The organism is Ferruginibacter profundus (genome assembly GCF_054783275.1).
This window is the reverse complement of record NZ_BAAGQW010000001.1, coordinates 2,279,599-2,298,805: the sequence shown is the minus strand read 5'-3', so window position 1 is coordinate 2,298,805 and position 19,207 is coordinate 2,279,599. Positions and strand designations below refer to the sequence as shown.

The following is a 19,207-nucleotide window of genomic DNA, read 5'->3' as shown; positions in this document are numbered from 1 at the left end:
TTTATAAACCCAGCACATACAATTTTAACTGTATAGGCCGGTTATTATTTTGATCATTTACTATTAACCTTTGCAAACCCCCGTCCTGGTAGCCTAGTGATGGATACAGTAATAATGCGGAAGTTGAAGCCTGTCCTTCGCTGATCTTTGTGTCAATGAATTTGGTGATATCAAAACTGTAATAGGTATTTTCATTGTACAAATTATCTACCACAAGATTACCGGTTTGTAATGCAGGATTAACACCATCATCATACAATGCAGATAATAACTCATTCCCCTGGTCGGTACCGTACATATTTAATGTTTTGGGCAATTGGTATGGATAGCCTGATGATGTAGCATCCGGTTTTATCACTAATATTGCTTTTACCACTTTTATATAGGGGTGTAATTCTTTCAGACTTAACAAACCTGGAAATGAAACTTTTATGCAGGCTCCCAGGTTACTGTTTAAAAAAGATTTATTGCCCGATGCCGTACTTGCAATTACCTGGGTTTTCTTATTCAGAAAAGAAGAGAAATTGCTATTCGTAAATCTGAATCCTATATTGTTGAACTGCTTTGCAATTTCGTAACGGAAGTCCAGCGTTTTTGCCTGCGGCGATGTGCCGTTTTGATGGTAGTTCAGCTTTAGCATCACAGAGTCTGTATCAGCTGTAAAATATGCCAGCGAATTGGTCACTACAGAATCTGTAGTGATATAAATACCTTTAAAGTAATTAATGAAATTTTCCTGCGTGGTAATATCAAGGTCATTGCTTTTGAATTTTGAAAGTAACTCCTGTCCTAATACATCAGAAAGTTTTACGCTCACTGCAGTACCTGATTTGCTGTTCAGGTTTATTATCTGTTGCCCTATCATTACAGGGTTATAATTAAAAGTAGTGGTATTGTAATAGGTATCAGAGTTATCGTCTGTTTTGATATTTTGTGTTAACCGGAAAACATTGATTTTTACAGGCTTTGTACTATCTCCATAAAATTCGCCGGAAGGCTTTATCAGCAATTGAAGCGAATCAAACAGGATTGTTTCTGTTACATTCAATAATGGGTTAGTGGCCGGTAAATTAATTTGCGAATACGAGCCTGCTTTAACTACACCAAAAACAGAATCGTAATGATAACCTATGCTTAATACCTGGTGACCGGAGGTAATAAATGAATCGGGTTTGTAGGTGGCAATATCTGTTTTGTAATTATCAAAATAAGTGATGTTGGGGTCTGATGTGGAAGGTGTTGCACCAAAGGTAATATCAACTTTGTCGCAGGAGGCCAATATAATCGTCAGCACAAACAAGCAAAAAAAACTAGGGAGATGTTTGTGAATTGTCATGTTCCGTATTTTGAATTTATTAGTTAAAGAAAGGATGTAAAAATGGGGTATCTTCTGAATGGTATTTCATCAATACCCCATAAACAAAACCTCATGCTCAATTCTTCGATGTATTAAAATAATGCCGTTTTAAAATTTAATTATCATTTGTATTTACTTCATCGTTAGGAAAGAACTTCCACAGGTCATCAAAACGGGTAGAGCTGTTATTACCCGTTGTTATATAGCCCTGGTTTTTTACGGTAAAGGAAAGGGCGCCTTCTCTTGCAGTACCTTCAAAAGTTGTCTTCTCTGCCCAGGTATCATTGGCAATATCATATTCCCAGGTGGTACCTATAATGCCGCTCCTGTTACCCGTAGTGAGGTAGGCTTTATTGTCCATTATAAAAGCAGTGGCATTACTTCTTGTAATGTAAGTAGCATAAAGGTCATCATACGTATCATCACTTACACTCGTGATCTTTCTCTTCTCTGTCCAGGCATTAGTACCGGGGTCATATACCCAGAAGTCATTAAGATAGCTGCCGTTATTAATGCCGGTTACCACATAAGCTTTGCTGTTGTAAACAAATGCTACCGCATCCATTCTTTTATCGCCTGTTAAACTGGCAAGCTGTGTCCAGGTATTCGTTGCGGGGGCATATTGCCAGAGGTCTTTAAGATAATTACCATCATATCCCGTACATACGTAGCCGTTATCATTGATAGAAAATGCAACTGCGCCATATCTTGCTGTGCCGCCAAAGCTGGCCACTTGTTTCCAGGAGTTGGTTGCAGGATTGAATTCCCAGAAATCATTTAATTTATTAATGCCGTCAAACCCGGTGCCCACATAACCTTTGCCACTTGCTGCAAAAGCTACCGCACTGTTTCTTGCCACTCCCGGAAAGTCAGCTCTTCTCAGCCAGGTAGCTGTGGTTTGATTGTATACCCAAAAATCATTCAGCCTGTTGGTGCCATCATAACCGCCGCCAATATATACACTGTCGCCAATAGTAAAAGTTACGGCTTCTGTTCTGCCTACCCCTTCAAACTCCGATCCTCTTGCCCAGTTGCCCACAATAGTAGTGGTATCGCTGCTGCTTGATTTACTACAGGAGCTCATAACAGCCACCAGCGCTAATAAAATAAAACTAAATTGAAAATAGGTTTTGTTTTTTTGCATACACATGTTTTTTTTCAATGCAAATATTTTTCTAAAACCTGTTAAAGAAAATGTTAAAGGGATCAAGGATGGCAAAACTACCGGTGAAATGGACAAATCTACCGTTGAAATTACGCCGGCAGAAATGCTCTTTTTTTACTTAAAATACTTTAACAATACAAAACGTTAAAACAACGTTGTAAATTTTTTTTAACAATAATGCTGACACAAATTTGCCGCTTGTTTAATAACTGCTATGATAGAATTAGTAAAAGAAAAGAAGATACTCAACAGGCTCATTATATTGATACTGGTCACTATTCCATTATTCGGGTTATTAGGTGGCACTCCGTTCCTTACATTTAATATCAGGGAGCTGAGTAATTTTTTGCCGGGAATTTACTTTGTAGCCATTATTACTTTATTGTTTTGGATACTTAATATAGGCCTCTTACTACTGGCTGAAAAAATAGCTCTGCTTAAAAGAATATTCCCCCGTGCTGCAATAAGCATAGTAGTGGGTATTGCCTTATCAACCACTATATTTCATTATTTCAGGCTTAATAATCCTCCGCCCTTTAGAATAGAAGCAAAGGATGCCGGCGGTGACAAGATAATAAGTTTTGGTATAGGGGAAAAGGCAAAGGCATTTAAGTTCTCCCCGGGGGATTCTAATTTTATTCCTATCGAACGGCCTGTGTTTAGGCAGCAATCCAATCATTTTTTTTTCTTCCCGCAAATAGTACGTTCCTTAACCATCAATCTCATCATTCTTACATTATGTGAATTGGTCTTTCTGTATTTCAGAAAACAAAAAATTGAAAGCGAAAATGCCCGGTTAAAACAGTTTAACCTGGAGGCAAAGAACAACCAGCTTAAAATGCAATTGCATCCGCATTTCTTATTTAACTCTTTAAATACGTTACGGCTGTTGCTGAAAAAAGATGCAGATAAGGCAGAAGACTATTTATTGAAATTATCGGAGATGTTACGTTTTTCCACTACCTCTGCTTTGCATGATACGGTGGATGTGGAAGACGAATTAAAACTTTGCCTGAGTTATTTACAGATGCAGAAAGTACGTTTTGGAGAAATGCTGCATTTTTCTATTGTTAATCCTCAATTGTTTGAAGTTAAAGGTAAATTACCGGTGTACTCTTTGCAACTGCTGGCCGAAAATGCTATCAAGCATAACTCCTTTACTAATGAGTCGCCGCTTACTATTTTTATTGAGTACGATGTTATGACAAATGCAATTACTGTTAAAAATAAAATTCAACCCAAGCGCATGATGGAGGTAACCACAAAAGTAGGCCTCAAAAACCTGGAAGAACGGTACAGGTTATTAAGTAACGAAAGCATAACAATTGTTAACGATGGGAAAGAATTTTCAGTAAAAATAAAAATATTACCACCCAACCAAAACAACAGAGAAGTAATCATTAAAAATAATTAACGCTGATACCCGGATAACTAATAAACCAGCTAACCGATTAACAAATAAACTAACTCCCATGAATGTTGTTTTAATTGAAGATGAAAAATTAGTCTCCGAGGATTTATCAGATATCCTGCTTTCATTAGATGGCGATATCAACATCAGCCAAACCATCAGCTCGGTAAAGGAAGCGGTAAGCTATTTTAAAAACCACGACTCGCCGCAATTAATTTTCAGCGATATACAATTAGGAGATGGCTATAGTTTCGAAATCTTTAAAGAATTGCAAACTACTACGCCGGTTATTTATTGCACCGCTTTTAACCAGCATGCGTTACAGGCTTTTGAAAATAATGGTATCGCTTATGTGCTAAAGCCTTATTCTAAAAATACTATTAAGCAGGCTTTAGATAAATACCAGTCGCTTAAAAAAACATTCGGCCGGCAACAGCAGGTCAACTACGATCATTTGCTGGCTGCTATTACCGGGCAAACTGTAAAGCCGCAAACCTTATTGGTAAATTTCAAGAATAAAATAATACCCGTAAAAATCGCTGATGTAGCTTTTTTTACCATAGAAAATAAAGCTACTTCGCTGGTAACTTTACAAAATCAGCAGTTCGCCATCAGCCAGACATTGGATGAATTAGAAGAAATTTGTGGTAACTGCTTTTTCCGTGCTAACCGGCAGTTTTTAATTAATAAAGTAAGTGTAAAAGAAGTACTGCACTATGGGCTGAGAAAATTATTTGTGAACCTTGCTGTGGAAACACATGAGGAAGTGGTGATCAACAAGGTAAAGATCACGCCTTTTTTAAATTGGTTGAAAGGCTGATATTACTATATACGAAGTAACATTTTACTTCAATTGCAGGCAATTTTTTTCAGCCTGATCCCTTTTTCAAAAACTACTGCACCGGTATTTTTAAATACCATGGCACCATTCTTTTCTTCCATTGCACCATAGCCTTCTGTGGCAATACTATCCTTAATTAAAAATATAACCTGGCGGGTTGAGGTTTTCCCTTCCGACATAAATTTATAATCAGCTACCAGTGTGTCACCTTTAAACTGTCCCTCAAATTCGCCGGTATTGCTGTCTTTTTCAAAAAGTTTATAAGAGAGCTGTCCGGTACCAATATGTTCAAAAACTTCTACTTTCAGCTTAACGGTATCTCTGCCTGTTGAGGATTAACATGTGGACGCAGGAATCATTATTTTATTTTCAACAGCTTTGGTAGTATCCTTTGCCAAGGCTTTGGATGAAGGTGTTTCAGTGGAATTGTTGCAGGAGATACTGGTAAGTGCTAGTGATACGCAGGCAAATAAATATTTCATACCATAAGGTTTAAAGTTGATCAATACCAAAACGCAATTACAAAACTTTACCCTGAGTTTTGTAACTGACTATCCAGTAATAGTCAAGTTCGGTAAATTCCACGGTACTGGCAAACTCTTTTATTTTATGCAGCACAAAATCTTTTGCAGGAAAATTTTTACGCACTAAGTGTGTGCTACCGTCTGCCAACGACCTTGTTTGAAAAGTATTGCCTTCTGCATCAGTTTCAGTCACGGGCAGGCTACTTCCCGCTACAAATTTATTATCCATAAAAACAATGGTGCTGCCCGGTGCTACGCATCGGCTGGCTTTGGCGATAAATTTATGCAGGTCTTGCAGTTGAATATGGCTCCAGATAAATCCACCGAATAAACCCTCGTATTGTCTTGGTGGCTCGAAGCTGTAAAAATCAGCAATGCCAAATATTACATTGTTGTACACATAACTTTTGTGTTTTGCAATATCAATAACGGTATCGTTAATATCGGTAGCAAAAATAGAAGTGGCTGTGGTTGCAATTTTTTCTGTCCAGTAGCCGGTACCGCAACAGATCTCCACAATATTTTTATGAGTAAAAATTTGCTGCAGAATTGTTGTCGCTAATTGCAGGTCGTTTTGCCTTTCCGGCTTTAGATAAATATTTTCGTATTCTTTTGCTCTTTCTTTATAATAGCTGATCAGGTCGGTATTCATATAGTAACTTCATTTATTCCACTTCAATAAAGTTAACACCAAATCACAGCTGGTTAAAATAATAATGTACTGACAGCGGGAGCCATCAGTACATTATTAGTATACCTGGACAATTTTAGGCGTTCAATAAATTGACCTGCCCTCTGTGATAACTCTGGTGATTCGTTCTGCCGATCAATACATTCAATTTATTACGTAGTGGTTCTTTAGCAAAATCCTCATCCGAAACAGCTGTATGCTTCGATAGCCAGTCAGCTGTAGTCATCTTGCTGAAATGATCGCTCAATGTGTTGTTCAATTTTTCCCAATCATTTTTTAAAATTGCAATAGAAGGAATATCGGCAACTGCTTTATCCGGATTTTTGATAAACATTGCTTCGTATTGGGGAAATAATCTTTTACCCAACCCAAACAAAGGCAACATACCATCATTGCTGGCAATTAAATGGCCGAGTAAATAGGTGGGCCTGTTACGCCCCGGGGCCACTTCTTTCAAATAAACATCATCGCTGTATTTATTAAAGAAATCGGTCACAGTTTTATTTTGTGCCTGCCAGGCATTTATGATTTGTTGAATGATCTGTTCTGTCATTAGTAATTGTTTTAAAAAAATAAATAAATCTTACCAGGGTAATTCTTCACCCAGGTGCATGAACTTTCCACTGGGACCATCCTCGCCAACTAAGGCTAATTGTACACTTGTTTTTGCACCATCAACAATTGCCATTGGTGCTTCGTCTCCCCCCATATCAGTTTTTACCCAACCCGGATGTGCAGAGTTTACTTTAATATTTGTGCCTTTTAATTCTTCTGCCAATTGTACTGTAAACATATTCAACGAAGCTTTAGAAGCATTGTAGGATAAAATACGGAAACCTGCAATCGGGCTGTCTTCCTGCGAATGAACACCAAGCGAACCTAAAATGCTGGAAAGGTTTACAATACGGCCTGCATCACTTTTCTTTAATAATGGGATCAGTTCTTTGGTTAAATACACAATACTGAAAAGGTTGGTGTTGAAAATGTATTCAAATTCTTCAGCTGAAGTATCTAAATTCCTGGGTTCAAATGCAGTCTTTGGAGCTACGCCGGCATTATTAATGAGGATATCCAGCTTGCCAAATTTTTCAGCAAGATAAGTTGCAGCTGCAGTTCTTTCTGCAGCCTTGGTTACATCTAATTGCAGGGCATATGCATCAATGCCGGTAGCAATTAATTTATCGGCAGCAACTTTAGCTGAGCTTAACTGGCGTGCAGCTAACACTACGGCAATACCTTGTTCTCCTAATTGTTTGGCGGTTTCAAAACCAAGGCCACGGTTAGCACCTGTGATAAGGGCTACTTTTTTTTGATTGTTGTTCATTTTATTTGTTTTTGTGTTTGATTTAAAATGGATATTTCTTATTGTATAAAATAGACCATTTGGTCTATTTTTAAGCAAAAAAAATTACTTTATTGAGTATGATTCAATTTCATTTTTTAAAGCGCCGATCAGTGTTTTCATTTGTGCATTACTGTTAGCTACACGGCAGATCAATATGCCGCCTTCCAGTAAAGTGAACATCTTTAAGGCAAACTCATCAGCGTTAAAATCTTTTGAAAATTCTTTGTTGGCAATGCCATTTTTAATGATACCTGTAATTAAACGGATTGAATTTTGTATAGCTGTTTTTATTTTATCTTTTATCACCGGGCAACCATCGTCCGACTCCACACCAAAGTTCAGTACAGGGCATCCACCACTTATCGTTGGCGACAAAGGTGTTTTGTAAGTGTCTATCACTGCAAACAATTTATCTTTTGCGGTGTCAGCCGCAGTAACAAGTGCACTTGTTTTGCCGCATACTTTCTGCATCAGGTAATCCACTGCGGCATGCGAAAGTGCCTCCTTATTTTCAAAATGACTGTACAAACAACCTTTGGCCAGTTGGGTAGCCTTCAACACATCATCAATAGACGTACCCGCAATTCCCTTCTCATTAAAAAGAGGAGCGGCCTGTTCAATGATAAATTGTTTGGTTCTTTCTGCCTTGGTCATAGCTGTTTTGCTTTCTGTGTGTAAAATTAGACCAAACGGTCTAATTTGCAAAATTTATTTGGCATTTTTTTGCCGGCATCTGAAGAACAGTAAAATACCAGGCAGTGCAATAAAAATTACTTATACCCAGGCAACTCATAATTACCCAAACCAGACTTATATGTAATGAAGCGTAGCTATACCCTCAAAAATGCCATCCGTTTTAACCCTACAGGGAAAAAATATAATGCAATTGCCAGCGTAGCGTCTGTTAAAGAAATCAGGCAACATAAAGAGTACTTTGAGTTTGACTTTGAAAAATTAGCAAAGGAGGGAGTTATATACAAAATTTGCAAAGAAAGGGATGACGATATGATACTTGGTTTGGTGGCTGTAAAGCAGAGTAAGGGTGTTTTAGATTGTGCTAACATGGAAACAAATAAAATAAATAAGACTCCAATATGCTTACATGATGGTATCGGCAGATCCATTATTGCCCTGTGTTGTAAGATATCCTTTGATATGGGCACAGATGGCTTCATTACTTTTGAAGCAAAAAATAGACTGATGCCTTATTACAGGCGCTTTGGAGCTCAACATTTAAACGGGCTACGCATGTTTATTGATACGGAAAATGCTAAAAAATTAGTCGATTTATACTTTTGAAATTCTTAAATTTACAAAATGAAAAAGGTTGAAAAAAAAGAGATAGCTCTGGATGAAACTACCATCGGAGGTGCATGCATGAGTGGTAAGTTTATGACTAAGAAGGAAGAACGGGAAACAGCTGTTTTTATTGAAAAATACAAAGCAGATAAAATTGCAAAGCAATCTAAAAGGTTATTATCTAAATAAATCCGTTCAGGTAAAATTAGTTTCCGCCCTGTATTTTGCAGGGTTTTTTATTAAAACCTCCGGCTGAACCCCCAAAACAAAAAAGCCTTTCAGATCTGAAAGGCTTTTTCTTGAAGCTATCCCCCTTGCGGCTTGTAGCTTTTCGTACCACGTACGGGATTCGAACCCGTGATTCCTCCGTGAAAGGGAGGCGTCTTAACCCCTTGACCAACGCGGCGTCTTTTATTAAAGGACGGCAAAGATAACGTGTGGCAGTTTTTCAGCCAAATATTTTAAGAAAATGAGCAAGAAATATTTTTAAAACCTTTGCGGTGAACAAAATATCAGTTGTCCACAAGACCAATATCATCAAAATAATTGGGTAATATGTCTTTTACATACTGTAATTTTGCGGTCTCAAATTAAAAGTTAATCATTTAAATCACAGTTATGAGTACAGTTAAAGTTGCAATTAATGGTTTTGGACGTATCGGACGTTTGGTGTTCCGTCAGATTTATAACATGCAGGGTATTGATGTAGTGGCGATCAATGATTTAACCAGTCCCGCAGTACTGGCTCATTTATTAAAGTACGATAGTGCACAGGGCCGTTTTGGTCAAACCGTTACACATACCGAAAATTCAATTGTAGTAGATGGCCACGAAGTAAAGATATATGCACAAAAAGATCCTGCACAGATTCCATGGGGTGCACATAATGTAGACGTAGTGATAGAAAGTACCGGTTTCTTTACCGATAAGGCAAAAGCAGAAGCGCATTTAACCGCAGGTGCAAAACGTGTGGTGATCTCTGCACCGGCAACCGGCGATTTAAAAACAGTGGTATTTAATGTAAACCACGCTATCCTCGATGGTACCGAAACCATCATCAGCTGCGCCAGCTGCACTACCAACTGTTTGGCGCCAATGGCAAAAGTATTAGACGAAAAATATGGCATCATCACTGGTTTAATGAGCACTATCCATGCGTATACCAACGATCAGAATACACTGGATGCACCTCATCCAAAAGGCGATTTGCGCAGGGCAAGAGCCGCCGCTCAGAATATCGTGCCTAACAGCACCGGCGCTGCAAAAGCAATCGGCCTGGTTTTGCCTAACTTAAAAGGTAAATTAGATGGTGGTGCCCAAAGGGTGCCTGTTATCACTGGTAGCGTAACTGAATTATATAGTGTTTTAGGTAAAGATGTTACTGCTGAAGAAGTAAATGCAGCAATGAAAGCAGCCGCTAACGAAAGTTTTGGTTACAACGAAGATGAAATTGTAAGCAGCGATGTTATAGGCATCACTTACGGTAGCTTATTCGATGCTACCCAAACCCGTGTTATTAAAACCGGCGACAAACAATTGGTAAAAACAGTTAGCTGGTACGATAATGAAATGAGCTATGTATCTCAATTGGTACGTACGGTACATCATTTCGCTGGTTTAATTAAATAATCGGTGTAAATCTGTGTAATCCGTGGCTGATTTTTTTTTGAACTGGTTTCAAAAACTTTATTTGGCTTCATTGGCGCAGCATGGTATATCCCGAATTAGCGGGACGCTTGTACATTAGTTCTTTGTTCAACGCATTCAAAGCAAAGCTTCTTAAGTAATTAAGAAGCTTTGTATATTTTATAATCTTTAAAACTAAGTTCCCCTTTAGGGGACAGGGGTATGAGTACATTTTCCAACCACAACTTCTCCGGCCAAAAAGCCCTGGTACGTGTTGATTTCAACGTACCTCTCGATGAAAACTTCAACATTACCGACGATAACAGGATGACGGCTACCATCCCTACCATAAAAAAAATACTGGCCGATGGCGGTAAAGTAATTTTAATGAGCCACTTCGGTCGTCCGAAAGGAGGTCCGGAAGATAAATACTCTCTTAAGCACCTGGTAAAGCACTTATACGCTTTATTAAACCCTGCAGGAACGCCGGAAGATAAAACGACCAACGTTTTCTTTGCAGATGATTGTATTGGAGAACAGGCCTACATTACTGCAAATATGCTGCGTAATGGCGAAGTATTATTATTGGAAAATTTGCGCTTTTATAAAGAAGAAGAAAAAGGCGACGAAGCTTTTGCAGAAAAACTAAGTAAACTGGGCGATGTATATGTAAACGACGCATTCGGTACAGCACACAGGGCACATGCCAGCACTGCAGTAATTGCAAAATTCTTTCCGGCAGATAAAAAAATGTTTGGCTTACTGATGGAAGGCGAAGTACTGAGTGCAGAAAAAGTATTGCACCAGGCAGAAAAACCATTTACTGCAATCATAGGTGGAGCAAAGGTTTCAGATAAAATACTGATCATAGAAAATTTATTGCAAAGGGCAACGGATATCATCATCGGCGGCGGTATGGCATATACTTTCTTAAAAGCAAGAGGCGGCAAGATCGGCGGTTCACTTTGCGAAGATGATCGCTTGCAAACAGCGCTGGATATTTTAGCAAAAGCAAAAGAAAAAAACGTAAGCATTCATTTACCCGAAGATTCTGTTATTGCAGATAAATTTGCGGCTGATGCTAATACAGATGTTCGCCCCAGCGATGCTATTCCTGATGGCTGGATGGGATTGGACATTGGTCCGAAAGCAGTAGGTATCTTCAGCGAAGTGATCAGGAATTCCAAAACCATTTTGTGGAACGGCCCCATGGGGGTTTTTGAAATGGAAAAATTTCAGAATGGTACTAAATCTGTAGCGCTGGCGGTTGCAGATGCCACAGCTGCAGGTGCGTTTAGCCTTGTAGGTGGTGGCGATAGTGTTGCTGCAGTAAATCAATTTCATTTGGCAGATAAGGTAAGTTATGTAAGCACCGGCGGCGGCGCCATGCTGGAATATTTTGAGGGAAAAGTATTACCGGGCATTGCTGCAATTAAAGAGTAATTACTAAAAAACAGGTTGTTGTAAAATATCAGCGCTTCTCAATCGTCTTCTTACAATAAACGAATGACGAAATTGGAAAGATTAACAACTATTAACGGTTACCTTTCCGTTGATCAAGAATTAATCTTTGTTGTATAAAATAATTATTACTTTTAACAACTTAACTTTTTAAAACATAAACACATGAAACGTTCAGGTTTAATAATTCTCGCCATTGTTGCTGTATTAGTAATATGGGGCATCTCCACCCAAAGAGGGTTGGTTGGCCAGGATGAAAATGTAAAGAATGCATGGAATAAAGTACAATCTGCTTACCAGCAAAGATCTGACCTGGTAGGCCAATTGGTGAACACCGTAAAAGGCGTGGCTAATTTTGAGCAAAAAACGTTAACTGATGTTATTGAAGCCCGCTCAAAAGCAACTTCTATCAATTTAAAAGCCGATGATCTTACACCGGAAAATATGGCTAAATTCCAGCAGGCACAGGAACAACTGAAAGGTTCATTAAGCCGTTTACTGGTTGTTGCAGAGCAATACCCGCAATTAAAAGCTACAGAAAACTTTACTAAGCTGCAGGGACAGTTGGAAGGTATTGAAAATGGTGTAAAAAGCGACAGGAATAATTTTAACGATGCGGTACAGACGTACAACGTAAAAGTGCGTGCTTTCCCCGGAAATATATTAGCTGGTTTATTTGGTTTTAAAACCAAAGAAGGTTTTAAAGCAGATGCCGGAACAGAAAAAGCTCCTGAAGTTAAGTTTTAATAAACATGGCAAATAATCCAGGCAAAAAATTTTGGCTGACAGCAGTAATCATTATTGCGCTGTTAGCCATTTTCTTTTTTACCAGTTACAATTCGCTGGTAAAAAAGCAGGAACAGGTAACTAAAACCTGGAACAACGTGCAAAGCGATTATCAGCGCAGGCTGGACCTGGTACCTAACCTGGTCTCCACGGTAAAAGCATCGTCTGATTATGAAAATCAAACTTTGATTAAGCTGGTAGAAGCCCGGGCTAAAGCGGCCCAGTTAAATGTTACCGGCGACGCCAGTTACGAGAACTATAAAAAAACAGAAGCTGCAAATGCTGAGCTGGTAGCTTCTGCAAATAAAGTAATTGCTGTAATTGAAAAATACCCCGATCTTAAAACCACCGCCAGTTTTGTAAGATTGCAGGATCAGCTGGAAGGCACAGAGAGGAGGATAAAATTTTCCAGGAACGATTTTAACCAGGCTGTGATGGAATACAACAAAACTGTCCGCTCTTTTCCATCCAGCATTGCAGCAAGTGTATTCGGGTTTAAATTAAAAGAGGGTTTTCAGGCAGATATGGGAACAGAAAAAGCTCCCGAAATAATATTTACTAAATAAAATACCGTGGCATTATTTCCTTTTTTTACAAAGAAAAGATTGTTATCAGTTGCTGATGAAGAACTGGTGGTAAACGCTATACGGGCCGCTGAAAAATATACCAGCGGCGAAGTAAGGGTGTACGTGGAAAGTCATTGCAGGTTTGTTGATCCGGTTGACAGGGCAATTGAAGTTTTCTTTGGTTTAAAAATGGAACAAACGGATGATCACAACGGCGTATTGATCTATGTGGCTTTAAAAGATCGGCAATTGGCGATCTATGGTGATGAAGGGATTCATACAAGAGTTGGAAAAGAATATTGGCAAAAGGCTGTAAAAGAAATGCTGCAGCATTTTAATAAAGACAATCATGTGGCAGGACTTTGCGAAACCATTGCCATGATTGGCCAGACTTTACATAATGAATTTCCTTACGAACCTAACGACGATAAAAACGAATTGCCCGACGAAATTGTATTCGGCAAATAATACACCCCTTAATGAAATTTATTAAACATATTCTTTTAATCCTGGCGGTATTTGTGATGGCACAATCCTTTGGGCAAAATATACCCGGCCGTCCTTCTCCGCAAAGATTGGTGAATGATAATCTGCATTTGCTGACAGCCGACCAGGAGCAGGCACTGGAAAAAAAATTAGTTGATTTTGATAATCGTTCTTCTACCCAAATAACAATAGTAACCACAGATGACATTGCAGGTATGAATGCAGGCGACTATGCTGTGGAAATTGGGAAAAAATGGGGTGTGGGTAATGCTAACTTTGACAACGGGGTTGTTTTTTTAGTATACAGAAGTAAAGACAATACCACCAGGAAAGTGTTCATAGCAACAGGTACTGGTTTAGAAAATGTGTTGCCCGATTATACCTGTTCGGAAATCGTAAACAATGAAGTGATTCCCTATTTAAAAGGGCAGGATTATTATGGAGCTCTGAATAACGGCACCGAAGCTATTATAAAAGCCACAGAAGGAAAATATACCGCACCCAAAGGTTACAATAGCAAGGGTAGCGGCGGCAAGCTTGTTAAAGCTATTTTCATTATCATTCTCATAATTATCTTCCTCGCCATTAACTCAAGAGGCGGGGGCGGTGGTTCCTATATGAGCCGCAGGGGGTACCGGGGTTTTACGGGGCCTACTATCTGGTGGGGCGGTGGTGGTGGCAGTGGCTGGGGCGGCGGCGGTAGTTCCGGTGGCAGCAGTGGCGGCGGCTTTGGCGGTTTTGGTGGCGGCGGCTTTGGTGGCGGTGGTGCCGGCGGAGATTGGTAATATTTCAATTCATGCCAATGAAATTTTTTCTGCTATCCCTTTTTTATTTGTTTTCTTTACAAGCCTTTACACAAAAAGGTGCTTCAACTTCATTTTACAAGCCAAGGCCCAAAACCTTTATTCCTGTAAACGATTTTGCAGGCATGTTTTCCAAAGAAGAAAAAGCACTACTCTCAGAAAAAATACTGCAGTACAGGGATACAACAACCAATGTAATCGTAATCATTACTCAAAAAACTTTAAAGGATACAAACACCGGCGAAGTATATCAATTAGAAGAGGCCGCAAAGCATTACTTTAATAATTGGGGTATTGGTTTAAAAGAAAAAAATAATGGGCTTCTTTTCTTTATTGTAAAAGATGATAGAAAGATTAGGATCGCTACAGGAACAGGTATTGAAAATATTTTAACCAACAAGGATTGCCAGGAAATTATAGATGATAAGATTATACCACATTTTAAAAACAAAGAATATTATTTGGGGCTTGATGAAGCTATTGAAAGTGCAATGCAAACATTGTCACCTGAATTATATACACCGGCAAATTCATCAGCTGTAACATCTGATGATAGTCTTTTTCCTTCAACCAGTCAAAGCTATTCTTATAACTCTGCAGAATCTGGTAGCCGGTCAACTGGTTTTCCTTCTGTTGTAATAATCATTTTTGTAGTTGTTGTTTTATATATGGTATTAAAAGTACTTATCAGTAATAAACCTGGTAATACAGTATATAATTCATCTGGAGCTTACCCATCAACATCTTCAAATAGCAGGGCATTAATGTGGTTTTTTTCTGGTTTATTCTTTAGCCGTATTTTTAATAATCGTAATTCAAATAACTATCAAAACAGTTCTTACAACGATCACAACTCCGGCTTCTCAAATAATAGTTTTGATTCTGGCTCTGGCAATAGCTTCAGTTCTTCTGATAGTTTCAGTTCATCTTCATCTGATAGCAGTAGCTCATCTGATGGAGGCAGTTCTGATGGGGGTGGCGCAAGTGGTAGCTGGTAAAATATTCAAAATAAAAAAATGCCCTCAACTTTTTGAGGGCATTGGTATAATTAAGCAGGATTACTTTATTTCCACAAACCCTTAATATAATCTGTAATTTCTGCACCTTTAGCTTTTCCTAATTTATCTAATCCTTCTTTAATTGTAGGATCAACAAAACCTCTGAATTGCTCTGGTACCAGGTTTCTGAATTTCATTATCATGTCAATGCCTTTTTTAACATTGGTGATATTCTGCACTTTTTCAAGATAAGCAGCAAATGTGGCACTGGCACCCACTTTTTCCTGGCTTAAAGGAGATTTATCATAACTGCCTGCAACCAGGTCAAAATCAGCTTCTGTACCATTACTCATGATAATATCAGTCACTGCCGTACTAAGGTCTCCTTTGGCATCAGTACTGTATTTTTTTGCCAGGGCATAAGCATTGGCAGGTTCTAACGCTGCAAGTCCGCCTAATGCTGCACCTGCAACACTGTAAGAAGAATCCCCAACATTGGTTTTAAATAATTGCAGGTATTTAGAATCGCCGGTGGCAGCCAGGAATTGCAAAGCTGCAGCTTTTGCTTTTTTATTTTTTTCTATGGTTGCTAATGCTTCAATAGCTTTAACCACATCTGCATCTTTAGCTAATTTACCGGCTACAATTTTATTGATAGTGTACTCTCTTAATGGGGCATACTTGTCTTTTAAACCTTCAGTAAGTTCTTTCATGTTATTTTTAGCAAAATACTGCAGGGCTTCCCTTCTGTCCATATACAATGGCGCATACTTCATTTGATGAATAAAATTTGCAGCAGTTTTATTATCCTTCTTTTCGCACAATAAAATTTTATCGCCATCTACATTTATCAGGTCGGGCTTTTGCGTATAGCTGAATGTAAAAGTGTCAATTTGGTTTTCCACCCAAACATTATGTCTTACTTTTTCAGCACCGGTATAAATATCAATCGCAATTGGTAATTTAAATATCTTACCGGTGTTTTGTGTCTGCTCAATAATTACAGACGCCTTGCCGTCATTATATAAATAATCTATCTTTAATTTAGGATGGCCATTGCCAAAATACCATTGGTTCCAGTACCAGCTTAAATCTTGCCCCGTAACCTCTTCAAATGCAAGGCGCATCTGGTCCGATTCACCATTCCTGAATTTATTGGTGTTCAAATAAAGATTTAAAGATTTAAAAAAAGCATCGTCACCTACATAATTACGCAGCATGTGCAATACACGGCCACCTTTCTGGTAGCTCACCAGGTCAAATACATCTTCTTTATCGCTGTAATAAAACCTTACCAGGTTCTTTTTAGCAGAATTGCTGTCAGAAAGGTATTGTGCCAATCCCTGGAAATTCTCTTCATCACCCGCATCCTTACCGTGTTTATATTCCATCCATAAGGTCTGGCTGTAATCGGCCATCGATTCATTCACTGTAATATTGCTCCAGCTTTCTGTAGTTACCAGGTCACCAAACCACTGGTGAAACAACTCGTGGCAAATAACAGTTTCCCAGCTATTACCTTCGGTTAACTGCCTTGCATTCTGGTAAGCACTTTCCTGGTGTAAGGTGGCGGTGGTGTTTTCCATTGCACCACTTACATAATCCCTGCCCACAATCTGGTTGTATTTCTGCCATGGATATTCTACACCCAACTTATCAGAATAAAATTTCATCATCTCAGGCGTTAAACCAAACACACCTCTTGCATATGGAGCCTGTTCTTTTTCTACATAATAACTTACTTCCTTGCCTTTATAACTGTCTTTAATAACTGCAAAATCGCCTACACCCATAAAAAATAAATAGGGAGAGTGGGGCAGGTCCATTTTCCAGTAATCGGTACGGGTGCCGTCAGCATTTTTCTTCTGGCTTATCAATAAGCCATTGCTTAATGTTACATACCTGGCAGGTACGGTCATGTAAATCTCATCGGTTGTCTTTTGATTGGGTTTATCAATCGTGGGCATCCATACACTATTGGCTTCGGTTTCACCCTGTGTCCATATCTGCGTAGGTTTGTCTTTATCTTCTCCAGTCGGGTTGATAAAATATAAACCTTTGGCATCATTGATTGCCGCACTGCCTTTAACCTTTACTTCGTTAGGCTTGCTGGTGTAATCAATATATATAGTGTAGTTTTCTCCTGCTTTATAACTCTTATCAAGGTGTATCCTTAATTGCCAGCCATCATAAGTATATTTCAAAGGCAACTTTGAAGCGCCTTTCATCATGGCAATTTCTTTAATATCCATTCCTTTTGCATCCAGCGTTAATGAATCGGTGGCATAAAAGTGTGGTTTTAAGGTCAGCCATTCTTTACCATACATCCAGGCCTTGGCATAATCAAACTTTACATCCAGTTTGGTATGTACCAGGTCATTGATCTTGGTGCTGGTAGCCCTGTAGATTTTCTTCCAGCTGGTATCTTTGACCGGGGCAGCATCTTCATCCTGTGCCATCATTAAAAAAGGGCTTGCAGTAAGTGCAAGCATAAAAAGCGTTTTCTTCATATGTTATGTTTAGGGGTCAAAAATAAGAGGAGTTTTTACAAAGTGTAGCCAATTTTTATATAAATGGTAAAAGCATTGTATTAATAAGTATTTTTGATAAGGCTTGTAACATGAACTTTCAATTCCCGGGATTGATCTTAAAACCTGTTGTAGGGCCGTTTTAATAAATAATAATTCTTTTATTGAGATGAATAAGGTGTATAAAAAAGCGTTCTCTTTTCTTTCGGCTATAATCCTTTCTTCGCTTAGCTTATTGGCACAGCAAAATCATTTCATCTATGTACAAACAGAAAATAAGCAACCCTTTTATGTAAAGCTCGAAAAAAAAATACTCAGCTCTTCAGCATCAGGCTATCTTATCATTCCCAGGTTACAGGATGGTAATTATGCAATCACCATCGGCTTCCCCAAAAACGAATGGCCCGAACAGAATGTTACATGTACCATAAATAAAAAAGATGCCGGGTATCTGTTAAAAAATTTTGGCGATAAGGGCTGGGGCCTATTTAATCTTCAAACATTGGATGTAGTAATGTCTGGCACCAGGCCCGGAGATAAAGCGGCGGCAAATGATATCAAAACAGATATTTTCTCCAATACACTTTCAAATGTTGTTAACGACCCTTCGATCCTTACAAAAACAGAAGAGAAAACAACAGTTAAAGAAGAAGTGAAGCCGCCGGTAGAAGCGGCAACAAAAAAAGAAGAGGAATCAAATAAAAACATTGGTCTTGTAAAAGAGACTCCCGTTATTACAAAACCGGAAGATAAGCCAGCTATTAAAGAGGAAGTTAAGCCCGTAGCAGAAACAATAAAGAAAGAAGAAACAGCAAAACAGGAGCCGGATAAAATAGCCAGGTTGTTCAGCATCAAAACTGCCGAAGGAACAGATTTGGTATATACAGATATTGTAAACGGCCGGGCGGATACTATAAGAATTTTTATTCCTGAAGAAAAAAGGGGAGTAGTGGAAGCTACACAGCCCGAAAAAAAAATAGAGCAACCTGCAATTGAAATTCCTAAAAAGGAAGAACTTAAGCCGGAAGCTATAAAGCAAGAAGAAATTAAAAAGGAAGACCCACCCAAACAAACAAAACAGGAAGAAATTAAAGAAGAAAAATTACCGAAAGCGGAAACACCAAAGGAAACAATAAAAAAAGAAGAGGTTAAAACCAACGAACCCAAATTTATTGATATTGAATTACCCAACCCCAACTCAAAAAAAGATACCGTTGTAAAACAGGAGGTACCTGTTCTTGTTCCGGAAGAAAAAAAGATTACCGAAGTGCCGGTAGTTCCGGCGAAGCCCAAAGAAGCTGTTAAACCTGTAATAGCCAA

21 protein-coding genes and 1 tRNA gene (1 of these 22 cut by a window edge) are annotated in these 19,207 nt (G+C 38.6%); 12 read left to right on the top strand and 10 right to left on the bottom strand.

The features are described 5' to 3' along the window. Position 1: 1 nt before the first annotated feature. Positions 2-1,336 (bottom strand): DUF4270 family protein, encoded by a 1,335-nt coding sequence (locus ACYVM0_RS09825; protein WP_460556123.1) that lies wholly within the window; start codon positions 1,334-1,336, stop codon positions 2-4. A gap of 136 nt (positions 1,337-1,472) precedes the next feature. Next, on the bottom strand, positions 1,473-2,501 hold the full coding sequence (locus tag ACYVM0_RS09820) for a Kelch repeat-containing protein (RefSeq protein WP_460556120.1): 1,029 nt from the start codon (positions 2,499-2,501) through the stop codon (positions 1,473-1,475). A 235-nt stretch (positions 2,502-2,736) separates the two neighbouring features. Here ACYVM0_RS09820 and ACYVM0_RS09815 point away from each other — a divergent pair, with 235 nt between their 5' ends. Both ACYVM0_RS09815 and ACYVM0_RS09810 read left to right on the top strand, forming a co-directional pair. Further along, entirely contained in the window at positions 2,737-3,936 is a 1,200-nt protein-coding gene (locus ACYVM0_RS09815; RefSeq protein WP_460556117.1) for a sensor histidine kinase, read from the top strand. Between the two features lie 58 nt (positions 3,937-3,994). Then, positions 3,995-4,753, top strand: coding sequence for a LytR/AlgR family response regulator transcription factor (locus ACYVM0_RS09810; RefSeq protein ID WP_460556113.1), 759 nt, complete (start codon positions 3,995-3,997; stop codon positions 4,751-4,753). Positions 4,754-4,782: 29 nt separating this feature from the next. On the opposite strand, the gene ACYVM0_RS09805 is transcribed toward ACYVM0_RS09810, so the two are convergent. From ACYVM0_RS09805 to ACYVM0_RS09780, 6 genes are all read right to left on the bottom strand, one after another. After that, entirely contained in the window at positions 4,783-4,953 is a 171-nt protein-coding gene (locus ACYVM0_RS09805; RefSeq protein ID WP_460556110.1) for a hypothetical protein, read from the bottom strand. A gap of 156 nt (positions 4,954-5,109) precedes the next feature. Beyond that, the gene (locus ACYVM0_RS09800) at positions 5,110-5,256 is read right to left on the bottom strand and encodes a hypothetical protein (protein WP_460556107.1); all 147 of its coding nucleotides are present in this window, start codon (positions 5,254-5,256) and stop codon (positions 5,110-5,112) included. Positions 5,257-5,293: 37 nt separating this feature from the next. After that, a complete protein-coding gene (locus ACYVM0_RS09795) occupies positions 5,294-5,950 on the bottom strand; it encodes a class I SAM-dependent methyltransferase (RefSeq protein ID WP_460556104.1) in 657 nt (218 codons plus the stop codon). 115 nt (positions 5,951-6,065) lie between these two features. Beyond that, positions 6,066-6,542: a DinB family protein gene (locus tag ACYVM0_RS09790; protein WP_460556101.1), complete on the bottom strand. Its 477-nt coding sequence runs from the start codon at positions 6,540-6,542 to the stop codon at positions 6,066-6,068. Between the two features lie 30 nt (positions 6,543-6,572). Next, complete coding sequence (locus ACYVM0_RS09785) at positions 6,573-7,313, bottom strand: SDR family oxidoreductase (RefSeq protein ID WP_460556098.1); 741 nt, start codon at positions 7,311-7,313, stop codon at positions 6,573-6,575. 84 nt (positions 7,314-7,397) lie between these two features. Continuing rightward, positions 7,398-7,988: a TetR/AcrR family transcriptional regulator gene (locus ACYVM0_RS09780; protein WP_460556095.1), complete on the bottom strand. Its 591-nt coding sequence runs from the start codon at positions 7,986-7,988 to the stop codon at positions 7,398-7,400. 165 nt (positions 7,989-8,153) lie between these two features. Between ACYVM0_RS09780 and ACYVM0_RS09775 the strand changes: the two genes are divergently transcribed. Both ACYVM0_RS09775 and ACYVM0_RS09770 read left to right on the top strand, forming a co-directional pair. Further along, entirely contained in the window at positions 8,154-8,633 is a 480-nt protein-coding gene (locus ACYVM0_RS09775; protein ID WP_460556092.1) for a hypothetical protein, read from the top strand. 18 nt (positions 8,634-8,651) lie between these two features. Beyond that, entirely contained in the window at positions 8,652-8,822 is a 171-nt protein-coding gene (locus ACYVM0_RS09770) for a hypothetical protein (RefSeq protein ID WP_460556089.1), read from the top strand. Positions 8,823-8,967: 145 nt separating this feature from the next. On the opposite strand, the gene ACYVM0_RS09765 is transcribed toward ACYVM0_RS09770, so the two are convergent. Beyond that, positions 8,968-9,039, bottom strand: a tRNA-Glu gene (locus tag ACYVM0_RS09765). Between the two features lie 212 nt (positions 9,040-9,251). Here ACYVM0_RS09765 and gap point away from each other — a divergent pair. From gap to ACYVM0_RS09730, 7 genes are all read left to right on the top strand, one after another. Next, complete coding sequence (gene gap, locus ACYVM0_RS09760) at positions 9,252-10,262, top strand: type I glyceraldehyde-3-phosphate dehydrogenase (RefSeq protein WP_460556086.1); 1,011 nt, start codon at positions 9,252-9,254, stop codon at positions 10,260-10,262. Between the two features lie 219 nt (positions 10,263-10,481). Further along, on the top strand, positions 10,482-11,702 hold the full coding sequence (locus tag ACYVM0_RS09755) for a phosphoglycerate kinase (protein WP_460556083.1): 1,221 nt from the start codon (positions 10,482-10,484) through the stop codon (positions 11,700-11,702). Between the two features lie 183 nt (positions 11,703-11,885). Beyond that, positions 11,886-12,467, top strand: coding sequence for a LemA family protein (locus tag ACYVM0_RS09750; protein WP_430989363.1), 582 nt, complete (start codon positions 11,886-11,888; stop codon positions 12,465-12,467). Between the two features lie 5 nt (positions 12,468-12,472). Further along, positions 12,473-13,072, top strand: coding sequence for a LemA family protein (locus tag ACYVM0_RS09745; protein ID WP_460556079.1), 600 nt, complete (start codon positions 12,473-12,475; stop codon positions 13,070-13,072). Positions 13,073-13,078: 6 nt separating this feature from the next. Continuing rightward, positions 13,079-13,540 (top strand): TPM domain-containing protein, encoded by a 462-nt coding sequence (locus ACYVM0_RS09740; RefSeq protein WP_460556076.1) that lies wholly within the window; start codon positions 13,079-13,081, stop codon positions 13,538-13,540. A gap of 11 nt (positions 13,541-13,551) precedes the next feature. After that, positions 13,552-14,343 (top strand): TPM domain-containing protein, encoded by a 792-nt coding sequence (locus tag ACYVM0_RS09735; RefSeq protein WP_460556073.1) that lies wholly within the window; start codon positions 13,552-13,554, stop codon positions 14,341-14,343. A gap of 11 nt (positions 14,344-14,354) precedes the next feature. Then, the gene (locus ACYVM0_RS09730; protein WP_460556070.1) at positions 14,355-15,359 is read left to right on the top strand and encodes a TPM domain-containing protein; all 1,005 of its coding nucleotides are present in this window, start codon (positions 14,355-14,357) and stop codon (positions 15,357-15,359) included. 65 nt (positions 15,360-15,424) lie between these two features. Here ACYVM0_RS09730 and ACYVM0_RS09725 read toward each other — a convergent pair whose 3' ends face one another. Beyond that, entirely contained in the window at positions 15,425-17,869 is a 2,445-nt protein-coding gene (locus tag ACYVM0_RS09725; protein ID WP_460556067.1) for a M1 family metallopeptidase, read from the bottom strand. A 187-nt stretch (positions 17,870-18,056) separates the two neighbouring features. On the opposite strand from ACYVM0_RS09725, the gene ACYVM0_RS09720 reads away from it, so the two are divergent. Next, positions 18,057-19,207, top strand: partial view of a DUF4476 domain-containing protein gene (locus ACYVM0_RS09720; RefSeq protein ID WP_460556064.1) — the 5' portion only. 298 nt of this gene lie beyond the right edge of the window; 1,151 of the gene's 1,449 nt are visible here — the first part of the coding sequence; its start codon is at positions 18,057-18,059; its stop codon lies off the right edge, out of view.